General features: G+C 74.9%; 14 protein-coding genes. 12 read left to right on the top strand and 2 right to left on the bottom strand.

From position 1 onward, the window contains the following. Positions 1 to 202: 202 nt before the first annotated feature. Positions 203 to 886, bottom strand: a complete 684-nt coding sequence (locus BDZ31_RS02535; RefSeq protein ID WP_221242790.1) for a GntR family transcriptional regulator — start codon at positions 884 to 886, stop codon at positions 203 to 205. A gap of 93 nt (positions 887 to 979) precedes the next feature. Continuing rightward, positions 980 to 1978 (bottom strand): C-terminal binding protein, encoded by a 999-nt coding sequence (locus BDZ31_RS02530; protein WP_183338666.1) that lies wholly within the window; start codon positions 1976 to 1978, stop codon positions 980 to 982. 320 nt (positions 1979 to 2298) lie between these two features. Here BDZ31_RS02530 and BDZ31_RS02525 point away from each other — a divergent pair, with 320 nt between their 5' ends. Genes BDZ31_RS02525 through BDZ31_RS02470 form a run of 12 tightly spaced genes read left to right on the top strand, consistent with a single transcriptional unit; the run spans position 2299 to position 13787 of the window. Beyond that, on the top strand, positions 2299 to 3888 hold the full coding sequence (locus BDZ31_RS02525; protein ID WP_183338664.1) for an ABC transporter substrate-binding protein: 1590 nt from the start codon (positions 2299 to 2301) through the stop codon (positions 3886 to 3888). A 4-nt stretch (positions 3889 to 3892) separates the two neighbouring features. Continuing rightward, positions 3893 to 4858, top strand: coding sequence for an ABC transporter permease subunit (locus BDZ31_RS02520; protein WP_183338662.1), 966 nt, complete (start codon positions 3893 to 3895; stop codon positions 4856 to 4858). Next, positions 4851 to 5714: an ABC transporter permease subunit gene (locus tag BDZ31_RS02515; RefSeq protein ID WP_183338660.1), complete on the top strand. Its 864-nt coding sequence runs from the start codon at positions 4851 to 4853 to the stop codon at positions 5712 to 5714. Before BDZ31_RS02520 ends, BDZ31_RS02515 begins: the two co-directional genes overlap by 8 nt. Next, positions 5711 to 6703 (top strand): ABC transporter ATP-binding protein, encoded by a 993-nt coding sequence (locus tag BDZ31_RS02510; RefSeq protein WP_183338658.1) that lies wholly within the window; start codon positions 5711 to 5713, stop codon positions 6701 to 6703. The genes BDZ31_RS02515 and BDZ31_RS02510 overlap by 4 nt, the downstream gene beginning before the upstream one ends. Continuing rightward, positions 6690 to 7559, top strand: a complete 870-nt coding sequence (locus BDZ31_RS02505) for an ATP-binding cassette domain-containing protein (RefSeq protein ID WP_183338656.1) — start codon at positions 6690 to 6692, stop codon at positions 7557 to 7559. Before BDZ31_RS02510 ends, BDZ31_RS02505 begins: the two co-directional genes overlap by 14 nt. After that, complete coding sequence (locus tag BDZ31_RS02500; protein WP_183338654.1) at positions 7556 to 8965, top strand: hypothetical protein; 1410 nt, start codon at positions 7556 to 7558, stop codon at positions 8963 to 8965. The genes BDZ31_RS02505 and BDZ31_RS02500 overlap by 4 nt, the downstream gene beginning before the upstream one ends. Then, a complete protein-coding gene (locus tag BDZ31_RS02495) occupies positions 8962 to 9717 on the top strand; it encodes an SDR family NAD(P)-dependent oxidoreductase (protein WP_183338652.1) in 756 nt (251 codons plus the stop codon). The genes BDZ31_RS02500 and BDZ31_RS02495 overlap by 4 nt, the downstream gene beginning before the upstream one ends. Beyond that, positions 9714 to 10883 carry an enolase C-terminal domain-like protein gene (locus tag BDZ31_RS25765; protein ID WP_221242789.1) on the top strand — a complete coding sequence of 390 codons (1170 nt, stop codon included), beginning with the start codon at positions 9714 to 9716 and terminating at the stop codon, positions 10881 to 10883. Before BDZ31_RS02495 ends, BDZ31_RS25765 begins: the two co-directional genes overlap by 4 nt. After that, positions 10868 to 11701, top strand: a complete 834-nt coding sequence (locus tag BDZ31_RS02485; RefSeq protein ID WP_183338650.1) for an SDR family NAD(P)-dependent oxidoreductase — start codon at positions 10868 to 10870, stop codon at positions 11699 to 11701. The genes BDZ31_RS25765 and BDZ31_RS02485 overlap by 16 nt, the downstream gene beginning before the upstream one ends. Then, positions 11698 to 12660 carry an MBL fold metallo-hydrolase gene (locus tag BDZ31_RS02480; protein ID WP_183338648.1) on the top strand — a complete coding sequence of 321 codons (963 nt, stop codon included), beginning with the start codon at positions 11698 to 11700 and terminating at the stop codon, positions 12658 to 12660. The genes BDZ31_RS02485 and BDZ31_RS02480 overlap by 4 nt, the downstream gene beginning before the upstream one ends. A 22-nt stretch (positions 12661 to 12682) precedes the next feature. Beyond that, positions 12683 to 13453 (top strand): SDR family NAD(P)-dependent oxidoreductase, encoded by a 771-nt coding sequence (locus BDZ31_RS02475; RefSeq protein ID WP_183338646.1) that lies wholly within the window; start codon positions 12683 to 12685, stop codon positions 13451 to 13453. Then, a complete protein-coding gene (locus BDZ31_RS02470; protein ID WP_183338644.1) occupies positions 13446 to 13787 on the top strand; it encodes a nuclear transport factor 2 family protein in 342 nt (113 codons plus the stop codon). Before BDZ31_RS02475 ends, BDZ31_RS02470 begins: the two co-directional genes overlap by 8 nt. Positions 13788 to 13862: the final 75 nt, after the last annotated feature.

The following is a 13862-nucleotide window of genomic DNA, read 5'->3' as shown; positions in this document are numbered from 1 at the left end:
GGCGCGGCGAGGCGGCCCGGGCGAGGGCGCGGCTGGCGCGGGGAGGCGGCGCGGGCGAGGCGGCGCGGCGAGGCGGCCCGGGCGAGGGCGCGGCTGGCGCGGGAGGCGGCGCGGGCGAGGCGGCGCGGCGAGGCGGCCCGGGCGAGGGCGCGGCTGGCGCGGGAGGCGGCGCGGGCGAGGCGGCGCGGGCCGCCCGCCCGCGCTACCCGTCGCCGTCGGCCGGCGCCGGCAGGCCCGCTTCGATCCGCTCGGCGGCGACCTGGATGTGGGCGGCCATCGCCTCGCGCGCGGTCGGGCGGTCGCCGCCCGCTATCGCGTCGACGAGCGCGGCGTGGGAGGCGGCGTGCGCCTTCAGCGCCTGCGGCTCCAGGGCGACGGTCGCCGCGCGCAGGAAGAGGCTGATGCGGCCGCGCAGCTGGGCGACGAGGTCGACGAGCATCGCGTGGTCGGTCAACGCCCAGAGCTGCTCGTGGAAGCGGACGTCGAGGTCGAACAGCCGCGAGGTGTCGCCGGCCTCGGCGGCCTCCTCCATCTCGGCGACGATCGCGCGCAGCGTCGCGTCGGCCTCGGCGGTCCAGTTCTGCATCGCCCGCTCGACGACGTACTGCTCGAGCACGACGCGGAGGCTCGAGAGGTCGTCGAGCTCCTTCGCGTCGATCGCGGCGACGCGCGAGCCGCGGCGCGGCAGCCGCTCCACCAGGCCCTCCTCGGCGAGACGGGTCAGCGCCTCGCGGACGGGGATGTGGCTGACGCCGAGCTCGGCCGCCAGTCTGCGCTCGACGAGGCGGTCGCCCGGTGCGTAGGCGCCGTTCTGGATCGCGTCGCGCAGCTGGTCGACGACGCGGTCGGCAAGGCTCTTGTCGGTGACCGGTTCCAAGCCCGGCAATGCGGTTCTCCCCCTCGATCGGACGGTTGCTTCTTGCGCAGGTTTGCTACATGGTATGGCAAATAGCAGACGGCGCGGCAGCCCTTCCGGTCGCTAGACGGGTTGGCGTGCTCCTGCACTCGCCACGTACGCCGGGTTGACGATCGACGGGACGGGATGGTTCGCCAGGAATGCCACGACGTTCTCCGCCGCACGGCGGGGCAGCTCGGCGAGCGCCGCGGGCGAGAACCATGCCGCATGCGGCGTGAGCATCAGGTTCGGCGCGTGGCGGAGGCCGCTGTCGGCCGGCAGCGGCTCGTCCTCGTAGACGTCGAGCGCGGCGCCGCCGACCTGGCCGCCGGCGAGCGCAGCGATCAGCGCCTGCTCGTCGATCAGGCCGCCGCGGCAGGTGTTGACGATCCGCACGCCCGGCTTCATCGTCGCGAGCCGCTCGCCGTCGAGCAGGTGGCGGGTCTCGGCCGTCAGCGGCGTATGGAGCGAGACGAGGTCGGCCTGCGCCAGCGCCTCGTCGAGCGGCGCCGCCTCGAGGCCGGCGGCGGCGATCCGCTCGGCGCTCACGAACGGGTCGCTGACGAGCACGCGGAAGCCGGCGGCGCGCAGCGCCAGCGCGGCACTGGAGCCGATCCGCCCGAAGCCGACGATCGCGACGGTCGTCTCGGAGGGGCGGACGGCGCCGCTGCCGTCGGCGGTCGGCGCCCAGCGGCCGGCGCGCATGCCGGCCTCCAGGCCCGGGAGCGCCCGCAGCAGCGAGAGCGCCATCGCGACGGTGTGGGTCGCGACCTCCTCGACGCAGTAGTCGGGCGTGTTCGCGACGGCGACGCCGCGCGCCGTCGCGGCGTCGACGTCGATCATGTCGTAGCCGATCCCGAGTCGGCTGATGAACCGGACCTCCGGCAGCGCGTCGAGCGCAGCGGCGTCAACGTTCGCCCACTGGACGATCAGCGCGGTCGCGCCCGCGGCCGCCGCGGCGACCTCATCCGCCGTCGTGCAGGCGGCGACCTCGACGCGGCAGCCGGCCGCGCGCAGCAGGTCGGCGGCCCCGCCGTCGGAGGGCAAATCGATGTCGGTCACGACGACGAGCGGTTCGGTCATGTCTCCTCTTCTGCGGTCCCGCCGACGCCCTGGGAGGCCGGCGGGGTGGAACGGCGAGCGCCTGTCCGGGTGGAGCGCGGTCCGCGTGTTGGCGCACGCGGACCCGACTCCGATCCCCCGTGGCGCCTGGGAAAGCGGCCCCACTCGCCACGCTTGACGCTACATACTATAGCGTCTAGTGTGCGCAGTGTGAAGGCGTCGGGCGGCGTCGGCGACCAGGCCGGCGGGGCCCGGCGAGACGGTCGGGACGTCCGGCCGAGAGAGACGCCGGGTCCGTCCGGCGACAGGCGACTCCCCGGGAGAAGAGAGGCGTTGCAGAGATGAGAAGGACACGAATCACCTGGCTCGCGAGCGTGCTCGCGGCGGTGCTGGCGGCAGTGGCGATCGCCGGCTGCGGCGGATCGGGCTCCGACGGCACCGACACCGACGTCGGCATGGGCGCCGACGGCGGCGAGACGACCGCGGCACCGGCCTCCAGCGGCGGGGCGATCACGGTCGGCGCCGCCCAGGGCATCCCCCAGCTCAACCCCGCGATCCGCACGTTCGCGTGGGAGGAGGTCCTCTTCCCGCTGGTCTGGAACGGCCTCTCGAAGGTGACCGAGAGCGGCGCCGTCGAGCCCGACCTGGCGGAGAGATGGGAGGCCTCGGCCGACCAGCGGACGTGGACCTTCACGCTGCGCTCCGGCGTCAGATTCCACGACGGCACGCCGGTCACCGCCGCGTCGGTCGTCAGCGTCTTCGACTACTACACCGACAGAGACACGCCGACGCAGGAGGCGAACAAGCTCGCCCCGATCGCGAAGGTGACGGCGAGAGGCGACGACACCGTCGTATTCCAGCTCAGAACGGCCAACGCGCTGTTCCCGTCGGCGATCACGAACGTCAAGATCCTCGACACGAGATCGCTCGGAACGATCGACAAGAGACCGGTCGGCACCGGCCCGTACACGGTCGCCGAGTTCCTGCCCGACGACAGCGTCAGACTCGTCAGAAACCCGGACTACTTCGGCGACCCGGCGCCGCTGGACGAGATCAGACTGGTCAAGACCTCCGACCCGACCGCAGCCGTCAACTCGCTGCGCTCCGGCGACCTCAACGTCCTCTGGTCGATGCCGGCCTCCGACGCCGCGCAGTTCGAGGGCGACACCGCCGTCAAGCTGCTGAAGCCGGAGCTGCCGAGCCAGTGGCCGTCGTGGGAGATGGACGCGACCTCCCCGCCGTTCGACGACCCGAAGGCCCGTCAGGCCGTCGCCTACGCGACCGACCGCGAGGCGATCCTCGAGGCCGCCTACTTCGGCCAGGGCCTGCTGGCGCCGACCAACAACGCGCTCGCGACCGACAACCCGGCCTACGGCGGCGACCTGCAGGAGTACCCCTACGACCTCGAGATGGCGAAGAGACTGTTCGCCGAGGCCGGCGTCAGAGCGGGCGACAAGCTGATCTGGTGGGGCACGGCCGGCGCCAACCCCGAGTGGCAGACCAGCGGCGAGATCCTCCAGGCGAGCCTGAAGGAGATCGGCATCGAGCTCGAGATCCAGAACAACGAGGTCTCGAAGTGGGCCGACAAGTTCTATCCGGCCGGCAAGAAGTTCCCCGGCATGATCGTCCCGAACTTCCAGTCGACGCCGCCCGAGCCGGCCTACTCGCTGAACTTCTACTTGAAGGGCCGTTGCGAGTGCAACTGGGACAGCCCCGAGTTCGAGGCGGCCTACCGCGCCGCGGTCGCCGAGCCCGACGAGAGCGCTCGTCAGGAGCTGTGGGGCAGAGTCCAGGAGATCATCAACAGAGAGGTCCCGCTGATCGTCCCGCTGCAGGCGACCGTCGTCTCCGCGCAGACCGCGGACGTCGCCGGCGCCTGGGTCGAGGGCGGCGGCCAGCTTCACCTCGAGAACGCAGGCCTGGCCGGGTAGCGACGTGACCCGTTTCGTGCTCCGCCGTGTGGCGACCAGCATCCTGATGCTGGTCGCCGCGTCGGTCCTCGTCTTCGCGGTCCTGCGGCTCCTGCCCGGCGACCCCGTCATCACGCGCCTCGGCGCGACCGCCGGCGCCAACCCGGAGCTGCTCGACAGACTCCGCCGCGACGCCGGCCTCGAGGACTCGATCCTCTCGCAGTACTTCAGCTGGATCGGCGGAGCGCTGACGGGTGACTTCGGCCAGTCCTACTTCTCGCAGTTCTCGGTCACCGAGCTGATCAGCCGCCGCATCGGGCCGACGCTCGAGCTGACCTTCATCGCGATCCTGTTCTCGCTGCTGATCGCGGTGCCGGCGGCGGTCAAGTGCTCCCTCAACCCGGGCGGCGCCTTCGACCGCTTCGCGACGGGGCTCTCGACCGCCGGCATGGCGCTGCCGCAGTTCCTGCTCGGCGTCCTGCTGATCATGGTCTTCGCCGTGCAGCTGAGAGTGCTGCCGGCACGCGGCTACGTGCCGTTCGCCGACGATCCCGTCGGCAACCTCGAGCGGATGGTGATGCCGGCGCTGACGCTCGCGTTCGCGGCCTCCCCGCTCGTGCTGCGCTTCCTGCGCGCGTCGATGATCGAGGCGCTCGCCTCCTCCTACGTGCGCACCGCCGAGGGCAAGGGCGTGCCGAGACGGCGCGTCGTGATCGGCCACGCGCTCCGCAACGCGCTGATCCCGGGCCTGACGATGCTCGGCATGATCGTCGGCTACACGCTCGGCGGCGCCGTCATCATCGAGTACGTCTTCGGCATCCCCGGCCTCGGATCGCTCGCCGTCGAGTCGGTCTTCAAGCGCGACTACGCGGTGCTGCAGTCGGTCGTGCTGCTGATCTCGGCGCTGTTCATCTTCACCACGCTCGTCGTCGACCTGCTCTACGGCGTGCTCGACCCGCGCCTGCGCGTGGGAGGTGGCTCCCGTGGCTAGCGTCTCCGCCATCGGCCTGCGCCGCCGCGGCCGCACCCTTGGGCGCCGCCGGCCGGTCGTCACGAAGGTGGCGCTCGGCGTGCTCGGCACGATCGTCCTCGCCTGCCTGCTCGCGTCGGCGGTCGCCCCGTACGACCCGACGAGACTGGCGCCGACCGAGCGCTTCCTCAGCCCGAGCGGCTCCCACCCGTTCGGCACCGACGAGCTCGGCCGCGACCTCTTCAGCCGCGTCCTCTACGGCGGCCGCTACTCGCTCGGCATCGCCTTCGGCGCGACGCTCGTGGCGATGCTCGCCGGCGCGGTGTGGGGCTTCGCCGCCGCCTTCGGCAGAGGGCTGGTCGACGAGCTGCTGATGCGCTTCGCCGACGTGACGATGGCGATCCCGCAGATGCTGTTCGCGCTCGTCTTCGTCGCCGCCTTCGGCGCCACCGGCCCGGGCCTGGCGATCATCATCGGCGCGCTGCTGACGCCGGTCACCGCGCGCATGGTGCGCTCGGCGGTGCTCGGCGAGCTGCAGGCCGACTACTTCACCGCGGCGGTCGCCTACGGCGCCTCGACGCCGCGGCTGATGCTGCGCGAGCTGCTGCCGAACATCTCGGCGCCGCTCGGCGTGCAGGCGGCGATCAACGCCGCCAACGCGCTGATCCTGGAGGCCGCGCTCAGCTTCGTCGGCCTCGGCATCCAGCCGCCGGACGCCTCCTGGGGCACGCTGCTCCAGCAGGGCTACCAGAAGATGTACCAGTCGACGACGTACGTGATCTTCCCCGCGCTCGCGATCTTCGTGACGATCTGGATGCTCAACCTGCTCGCCGATCAGCTCGGCGGCACCGACGACCTGCGAGGACGGACCGGATGACGACCGAGACCGTGCTGGACGTGCGCGACCTGTGCGTGTCGTTCGGCGAGATCGAACCGGTGCGCGGCGTCTCCTTCGCGCTGCGCAGGGGCGAGCGACTCGGCCTCGTCGGCGAGTCCGGCTCCGGCAAGTCGCTGACCGCGCTGGCGATCATGCGGCTGGCGCGGCGGGCGACGCTGCGGGGCGAGGTGCTGCTGGAGGGAAGGGACCTGCTGAAGCTGAAGCCGCGCGAGATGGAGCGGATCCGCGGCGGCCGGGTCGCGATGGTCTACCAGGACCCGATGTCGGCGCTCAATCCGGTCTTCACGATCGGCCGGCAGCTCGAGGAGGCGATCCGGCTGCACGGGATCGCCGACAGGAGCGCCGCGCGCGAGCGGGCGATCGAGCTGCTCGACGACGTCGGCGTCCCGCACCCGGCGCGGCGGGTCGAGCAATATCCGCACGAGTTCTCGGGCGGCATGCGGCAGCGCGTGATGATCGCGATGGCGATGTGCGCCGACCCGGCGGTGCTGATCTGCGACGAGCCGACGACCGCGCTCGACGTGACGACGCAGGCGCGGATCATGGACCTGCTCGACCGGCTGGTCGACGAGCGCGGGACGGCGGTGATGCTGATCACGCACGACCTCGGCGTCGCGGCCGGCTTCTGCGACACCGTGCAGGTGATGTACGGCGGCCGGATCGTCGAGCGCACCGAGGCCGAGCCGCTCTACGGCACCCCGCTGCACCCGTACACCGAGGCGCTGCTCGGCGCCGCGGTCGACCTGACGCTCGACCTCGACCAGCCGATCCCGACGATCGGCGGGCAGCCGCCGCTCGCGGGCCGGCTGCCGCAGGGCTGCAGCTTCCATCCGCGCTGCCGCTACGCGCGCGACGTCTGCACGGCGCAGGCGCCGCTGCTGGAGGAGGTCGCCGGCCGGCTCGTCGAGTGCCATCTCGCCGACGAGCGGGCCGCGGCCGCGAAGGAGGACACGCATGTCGGCGCCTGACGCCACGCCCGCCGCCGCGCCGGAGGCCGGCGCCCCGCTCGTCGTCGCCGAGCACCTGATGAAGACGTTCCGGCTCGGCCACGGCGAGCAGCTGCAGGCGCTCGACGACGTGTCGCTGACGATCCGCCGCGGCGAGACGTTCGGCCTCGTCGGCGAGTCCGGCTCGGGCAAGTCGACCGTCTCACGCGCGCTGCTCGGCCTGCTCCCGCTCGACTCCGGCTCGGTCAGGTTCGACGGCCAGGAGGTGACGAGACTGGGCAGAGGGGAGATGCGCAGGCTGCGGCGGCGGATGCAGATGGTCTTCCAGGATCCGTTCGCGGCGCTCAACCGCCGCCAGTCGGTCGCCCAGATCGTCGCCGCGCCGCTGGAGGCGCACGGCGTCGGCGACCGCGCGACCCGCGCCGCGCGCGTCGCGGAGCTGCTCGACCTCGTCGGCCTCGGCCCCGCCTACCGGGACCGCCGCCCGCGCGAGATGTCCGGCGGCCAGTGCCAGCGCGTCGCGATCGCGCGCGCCCTCGCGCTCGACCCCGACTTCGTAGTGCTCGACGAATCGGTCTCCGCGCTCGACGTCTCGATCCAGGCGCAGATCCTCAACCTCCTCCGCGACCTCCAGCGGCGGCTCGGCCTCACCTACCTCTTCATCAGCCACGACCTCGCCGTCATCCGCTACATGGCGCAGACGGTCTGTGTCATGCAGCACGGCAGGATCGTCGAGCAGGGAAGCCGCGACGAGCTGTTCGGCGACCCGCGGCAGGAGTACACGAGAGGGCTGATGGCCGCGATCCCGTCGGCCGACCCGGCGACCGAGCGCCACCGCCGCCGCAGCGCGGCGCTGGCCGAGGGGGTCGGCGCGTGATCGTCGAGACCCCGTCGTTCGCCGGCCTGGCCGGCGTCGCCCGCCGCGACATCACCCCGCCGCCCGGCATCCGCGCGCGCAACTGGGGGCCTGCGACGTGGGACGTCGCCGCGGGCGTCCACCGGCCGCTGACGCTCAGCGCGCTCGCGCTGGCCGCCGCCGGCGAGGAGGGCGCGCCGGCCGCCGGCGAGCGGCCGCTCGTGCTGATCGAGGCCGACCTTGGCTGGTGGCGCGGCGTCGACTCCGAGTGGGCGCTGCGCTCGGCGCTGCTGGAGGCGCTCGACCTGCCGCCGGAGCGGCTGCTGTTCGCGCTCTCGCACACCCACGCCGGCCCGTCGACCGACCTCGGCGACGCCGACCTCGACGGCGGCGGTGAGATCGCCGGCTACCGCGGCCGCCTGCTGGCCGCCGCGACCGAGGCGGCGCGCGAGGCGATCGGCGCGCTGCGGCCGGCGACGATCGAGTGGGCGACCGGACGGTGCGCGCTCGCGGCCGAGCGCGAGCTGCTGCGGGAGGGCCGTGCGCTGGTCGGCTTCAACCCGGCCGGCGCAGCGGACGACACGCTGCTGATCGGCCGGATCGCCGCGGCCGACGAGCGCCGTACGCCGCTCGGGACGCTCGTCAACTACGCCTGCCACCCGACGACGCTCGCCTGGCAGTGCCGGCTGATCTCGCCCGACTGGCCCGGCGCGATGCGCGCGACCGTCGAGGCGGCGACCGGCGCGCCGTGCCTCTTCCTGCAGGGCGCCTCGGGCGACCTCGCCCCGCGCGAGCAGTACGTCGGCGACGTCGAGGTCGCCGACCGCCACGGCCGCGCCGTCGCGCACGCCGTGCTCGCCGCGCTGGAGACGCTGCCGCCGCCCGGCAGCGCGCTGGAGCTGTCCGGCGTGCAGGAGTCGGGCGCGCCGCTGGCGCTGTGGGAGGCCGTCCCGCACGCCGGTTCGCGCGCGCTCGCCGCCGAGCGGCGCGAGGTCGAGCTCGCCTTCCGCGAGCTGCCGACGCTCGCGCAGCTGGCGGCCGAGTGGGCCGGGATCGACCCCCAGAGCCGCGACGAGCGGCTGCGGCGGGCGCGCGCGCTGCGCGACGGCTACGTCGAGGGGCCGACCGTCCGGCATCCGATCTGGCTGTGGCGGATCGGCGACGCGCTGCTCGCCGCCCACCCCGGCGAGGCGTTCCAGTGGCTCCAGCGGACGCTGCGCGCCGAGCTGCCGGAGCGCCCGCTGCTGGTCGCCAACCTCGTCAACGGGCCCGGCTTCGTCTACCTGCCGACGCAGGCGGCCTACGACCGCGGCGCCTACGCGGCGTGGCAGACGCCGCTGGCGGCCGGCTCGCTCGAGCGGCTGCACGCGGCGATGAAGGAGGGGCTGGAAGCCGTCGGCAACGTGGAGAAGGAGATCGCTCGATGAGCGGGCAGCAGCAGAGGGTCGCCGTCGTCACCGGCGGCGCGGCGGGGATCGGCTGGTCGATCGCGCGGCGCCTGCAGGCCGACGGCATGCATGTGATCGCGGCCGACCTCGTCGAGGGCGAGACGCCCGGCAGCGGCGTCGAGTGGCGCGCGCTCGACGTCACCGACCGCGACGCGGTCGCCGCGCTGTTCGACGCGATCGTCTCCGACCGCGGCCGGCTCGACGTGCTCGTCAACAACGCCGGCATCCAGCGCCACGGCCCGCTCGTCGACCTCACCGCGGAGGAATGGGGCAAGGTCGTCGACGTCAACCTCAACGGCGTCTTCCACTGCCTCCAGGCCGCCGGCCGCCACATGCTCGCGGCCGGCGCGGGCGCGATCGTCAACATCACCTCGATCGCCGGCGAGCGCGGCTCGCCCGGCCGCGCCCCGTACTCGACGACGAAGGCCGGCGTGATCGGCCTCACGCGCGCCGCGGGCGTCGAGTGGGCGGCGCGGGGGGTGCGCGTCAACGCCGTCGGCCCCGGCTACATCGAGACCGGCGTCTACCACGAGGGCGTCGCCGCCGGCAGACTCGACCCGGCGGCGATCCTCGACCGCATCCCGGCCGACCGCCTCGGCCGGCCCGAGGAGATCGCCCAGATGGTCTCCTTCCTCGTCTCCGACCAGGCCGCTTACGTCAACGGCCAGGTGCTGTTCGTCGACGGCGGCTTCCTCGCCGACTACGGCGTGCCGCTCGCGAAGCCGTCGTGACCGGCGATCGGATCCGCGCGGTCGAGGCCGCGCACGCCGTCGTGCCGCTGCCCGAGCCGCTCCAGCTCGGGGCGATGACGGTGCGCCGGCGCGAGTACGCGGCGGTGCGGGTCGTGACCGAGGAGGGGCTGGTCGGGAAGGCCTACTGCCTCACGCGCGAGGCGCCGATGGCGGCGCTCGTGGCGCGCATGGTCGCCCCGCAGGTGACCGGCCTCGCGCTGGAGTCGCCGGCCGACGTGGCGGCCGCCTGGGAGCAGGCCTTCCGCGCGACCGCGATCGTCGGCCGCGTCGGCCTGCTCGTGCGCGCGCTCGGGCTGGTCGACGTCGCGCTGTGGGACGTCGCCGCCCAGCGCGCCGGTCTGCCGCTGTGGGAGCTGCTCGCGCGCGAGGCGACCGGCGGCGCGCCGCTCGGCGATCCCGCCCGCGCCGCCGCCGGCGCGGCGAAGGAGGCGATGCTCGTCGCCGCCTACGGCACGCCGGGCCGGACCGCCGCCGACCTCGCCGAGGAGGTGCTCGGCCACGCCCGCTCCGGCGGCTGGCCGCTGCTGAAGGTCGCCCGCTCGCCCGACGCGGCGCTGATGCGCGAGCTGATCGCGCGGCTGGCTCGGGAGCTGTCGTCCGGCTCGCGCCCGGTCGTCGACGTCGGCTTCGGCTGGCGCGACGCCGAGCAGGCGCTGGCGGAGCTGCGCGAGTGGGAGGTCCCGGCCGGCGCGCTCGCCTGGCTGGAGGATCCGCTGCCGCCCGAGGACGCCGCCGGCGCGGCGCGGATCCGGCGCGAGAGCGGCCTGCCGGTCGCGGTCGGCGACGAGGTCACCGACGGGCGCACGTACGCGGACCTGCTCGGCGCCGGCGCCCTCGACGTGCTGCGCCTCGACGTCGTCGCGATCGGCGGGGTGACCGCCGCGCGGCGCGAGCTGGCGCGGGCGGCCGCCGCCGGCGTGCCGGTCTCCTGCCACGTCTACCCGGAGGTGTCGGTCCACCTGCCCGGCGTCGGGGTGGAGACCTTCGACCGCGAGCCGCCGCGCGGCAACCGCTACGACCCGGCGCCGCTGCTGATCGCCGACGGCGGCCCGCGCTTCGAGCGCGGCCGCGCGACCCCGCCGCGGACGCCGGGCCTCGGCTTCGACCTCGACTGGGACCGCTTCGAGCGATGGGAGCAGACGTGATGGAGCGCAGTGTCGTCGTGACGGGCGCGGGCGCCGGCATCGGCCGCGCGATCGCCGAGCGGCTCGCCGCCGACGGCTGGCAGGTCGTCGGCCTCGTGCGCAGCGCCGAGCGGGCGCGCGAGGTCGCGGCGTCGATCGCCGCGCTCGTCGAGGGCGACGCCTCGGTCCGCGCCGACCACGGCCGCGCCGCGGCGGCCGCGCGCGAGCTGGCGCCGCTGCGCGGCTGGGTCAACAACGCCGGCATCACGCAGCGGACGCCGCTGCACGACCTCGACGAGGCGGTCGTGCGCGAGATCGTCGACCTCAACGGCTACGGCTACGTCTGGGGCTGCGAGGCGGCGGTGCGCGCCTTCGGCGAGCAGGGCCTGCCGGGCGCGATCGTCAACGTCTCCTCGGTCCACGGCCGCGCGAGCTTCGCCGACCACGCCGCCTACGACTTCACGAAGGGCGGGATCGACGCGCTGACCCGCAACGTCGCCGTCTCCTACGGGCCGGTCGGCGTGCGCGCCAACGCGATCGCGGCCGGCGGCGTGATGACGCCGCACCTGCGCCGCTACATCGACGCCGCCCCCGACCCGGCCGCGGCCGAGGCGAAGCTGGGCGAGGGTCCGCCGCTGCGGCGGATCGCGCGCGCCGAGGAGATCGCCGCGGTCGCCGCCTTCCTGCTCTCCAAGGAGGCCTCCTACCTGAGCGGCCAGTCGATCGCGGTCGACGGCGGCTGGACCGCAGCCTGCGCCAGCTCGCCGGTCGACCCCGCCTACGCGGCCCGCTTCCCCGCCGCCGCCGGCTCCGACGACGACGACGGCGGCGCCGGGTGAGCGGGACGATCCACCGCCTCTCCGAGCCGCTCGACGGCCGCGAGCTGTGCTGCTTCCTGCTCGCCGGCGAGGGGCGCACGGTGCTGCTCGACGCCGGCGTCGCCGCGACCCCGGCGCGCACCGTCGCGCCGGCGCTGCGGCGGCTCGGCCGGCAGCTCGACCTCGTCGTCGTCAGCCACGCCGACGTCGACCACTCCGGCGGCCTCGGCGCGCTCCAGCGGCTGCGCCCCGGCCTGCCGGCGGCGGCCCATGCACGCGACCGCGAGCAGATCGCCTCCGTCGAGCTGATGCTCGCGCGCCGCTACCGCGAGTTCCGCGACGAGCACGCGATCGACCAGGAGCCGGCGTTCGTCGCGTGGGTGCGCGACAACGCCGACGACGGCGCGGTGACCGAGACGGTCGCCGACGGCGACCGGCTCGACCTCGGCGGCGGCTGGGCGCTCGACGTGCTCCACCTGCCCGGCCACACGCCCGGCCACCTCGCCCTGCACGACCCCGCCGACGGCACCGCGATCGTCGCCGACGCCGTGCTCGGCGCCGCTGCGCGCGACGGCGACGGCAGGGCGGCGTTCGCGCCGACCTACCGCGACGTCGCCGACTACCGCGCGACGATCGCGCGCCTGCGGGCGCTCGCGCCGAGCCGGCTGCTGACCTCGCACTTCCCGGTCGTCGAGGGCGGCGACCGGGTCGCCGCCTTCCTCGACGAGAGCGAGCGCGCCTGCGACGCGATCGAGCGGGCGGTGCTCGACGCCCTCGCCGGCGGCGCGCCGCGGACGGCCGCCGAGCTGATCGCGGCCGTCGCGGAGCGGGTGCGCAGCTGGCCGCCGGCGGCCGACGGGACGCTCGCGCAGCCGGTCGTCGGCCACCTCGAGGAGCTCGCCGCGCGCGGGCTCGTCGCGCGCGCCGGCGGACGGCCGGTCGCATGGCGCCTCGCCGCCGATCCCGACGCCAGACCCTGACCGAGAGGACACGCCGAGAACGATGAGCGATCGAACCGACCCGCCCGCCCCGCGCCGCGCGCTCGTGACCGGGGCCAGCTCCGGCATCGGCGCGGCGACCGCCGTCGCGCTTGCCGCGGCCGGCTGCGAGCTGCTGATCACCTACGCCCGCGACGCCGAGGGCGCCGCCGCGACCGCCGCGGCGTGCGCCGAGCGCGGAGCGGCGCCGCGCGTCGCGCGGCTCGACCTGCGCGACCCGGCGTCGATCGACGCGGTGCTGGAGGAGGCGCGCGCCTCCTGGGGAGAGCTGCACGTGCTCGTCAACAACGGCGGCATCTGCCCCTACACCGCCGCGGACGAGATCACCGTCGACGAGTGGGACGCGGTCAACGAGACCAACGCGCGCGGGACGTTCCTGATGCTGCGCGGCGCGCTGCCGCTGCTGCGCGCCGCCTCCGGCGACCGCTCCGTCGTCAACGTCGCCTCGCTCGCCGGCCAGGCCGGCGGCGTCTCGACCAGCGTCCACTACGCCGCCAGCAAGGGCGCGATCCTCGCGCTCTCGCGCACCTACGCGCGGCTGCTGGCGGCGGAGGGGATCCGCGTCAACGTCGTCGCGCCCGGCCCGGTCGAGAGCGGCATCACCAGCCAGCTCGGCGACGCGCGCCACGACGACCTCGCCGCCGCCGTGCCGCTGAGACGGTTCGGCCGCCCCGAGGAGGCCGCCTCGGCGATCGCGCTGCTCGCCTCGCCCGCCGCCGGCTTCACGACCGGCGCCACCTACGACGTCAACGGAGGGCTCCGCATCGATGCCTGACCCCGCCCAGGTCTTCCTCGCCCAGGTCGACGCGTTCAACGCCGCCGACCTCGAGGCGTTCCTCGCCACCTACGCCGACGACGCCGTCGTCAACGGCCTCGGCCCCGACCCGGTCGCCGGCAAGGAGGCGCTGCGCGCGCTCTACGCCGAGCGCTTCACGCAGCGCCCGCTGCGCTGCGAGGTCAGCGCGCTGCACGAGATCGGCGGCCGCTGGGCGGTCGCGCACGAGCAGGTGACCGGGCCTGCCGGCACGAACGAGCTCGTCGCCGTCTTCGAGGTCGCCGACGGCGCGATCGTGCGGGCCGACATGTCCGCGCGCCACCCGGTCGCGTAGCGGCCGTCCTCCGGGCGCGCCGCCAGCACGCCGTCCCGTCGCGCGCACCCCGCGTCGCGTCACTCGGCGGCGCCT

The sequence above is a fragment of the Conexibacter arvalis genome, from assembly GCF_014199525.1.
Classification (GTDB): domain Bacteria; phylum Actinomycetota; class Thermoleophilia; order Solirubrobacterales; family Solirubrobacteraceae; genus Conexibacter; species Conexibacter arvalis.
Note: the sequence above shows the minus strand (reverse complement) of the source record. Positions and strands in the feature narration are given on the sequence as shown.

Coding starts and splice junctions, on each gene's coding strand:
- BDZ31_RS02530 (WP_183338666.1), bottom strand. CDS start 1,978: ATGACCGAACCGCTCGTCGTCGTGACCGACATCGATTTGCCCTCCGAC.
- BDZ31_RS02525 (WP_183338664.1), top strand. CDS start 2,299: ATGAGAAGGACACGAATCACCTGGCTCGCGAGCGTGCTCGCGGCGGTG.
- BDZ31_RS02510 (WP_183338658.1), top strand. CDS start 5,711: ATGACGACCGAGACCGTGCTGGACGTGCGCGACCTGTGCGTGTCGTTC.
- BDZ31_RS02505 (WP_183338656.1), top strand. CDS start 6,690: ATGTCGGCGCCTGACGCCACGCCCGCCGCCGCGCCGGAGGCCGGCGCC.
- BDZ31_RS02495 (WP_183338652.1), top strand. CDS start 8,962: ATGAGCGGGCAGCAGCAGAGGGTCGCCGTCGTCACCGGCGGCGCGGCG.
- BDZ31_RS02485 (WP_183338650.1), top strand. CDS start 10,868: ATGGGAGCAGACGTGATGGAGCGCAGTGTCGTCGTGACGGGCGCGGGC.
- BDZ31_RS02475 (WP_183338646.1), top strand. CDS start 12,683: ATGAGCGATCGAACCGACCCGCCCGCCCCGCGCCGCGCGCTCGTGACC.
- BDZ31_RS02470 (WP_183338644.1), top strand. CDS start 13,446: ATGCCTGACCCCGCCCAGGTCTTCCTCGCCCAGGTCGACGCGTTCAAC.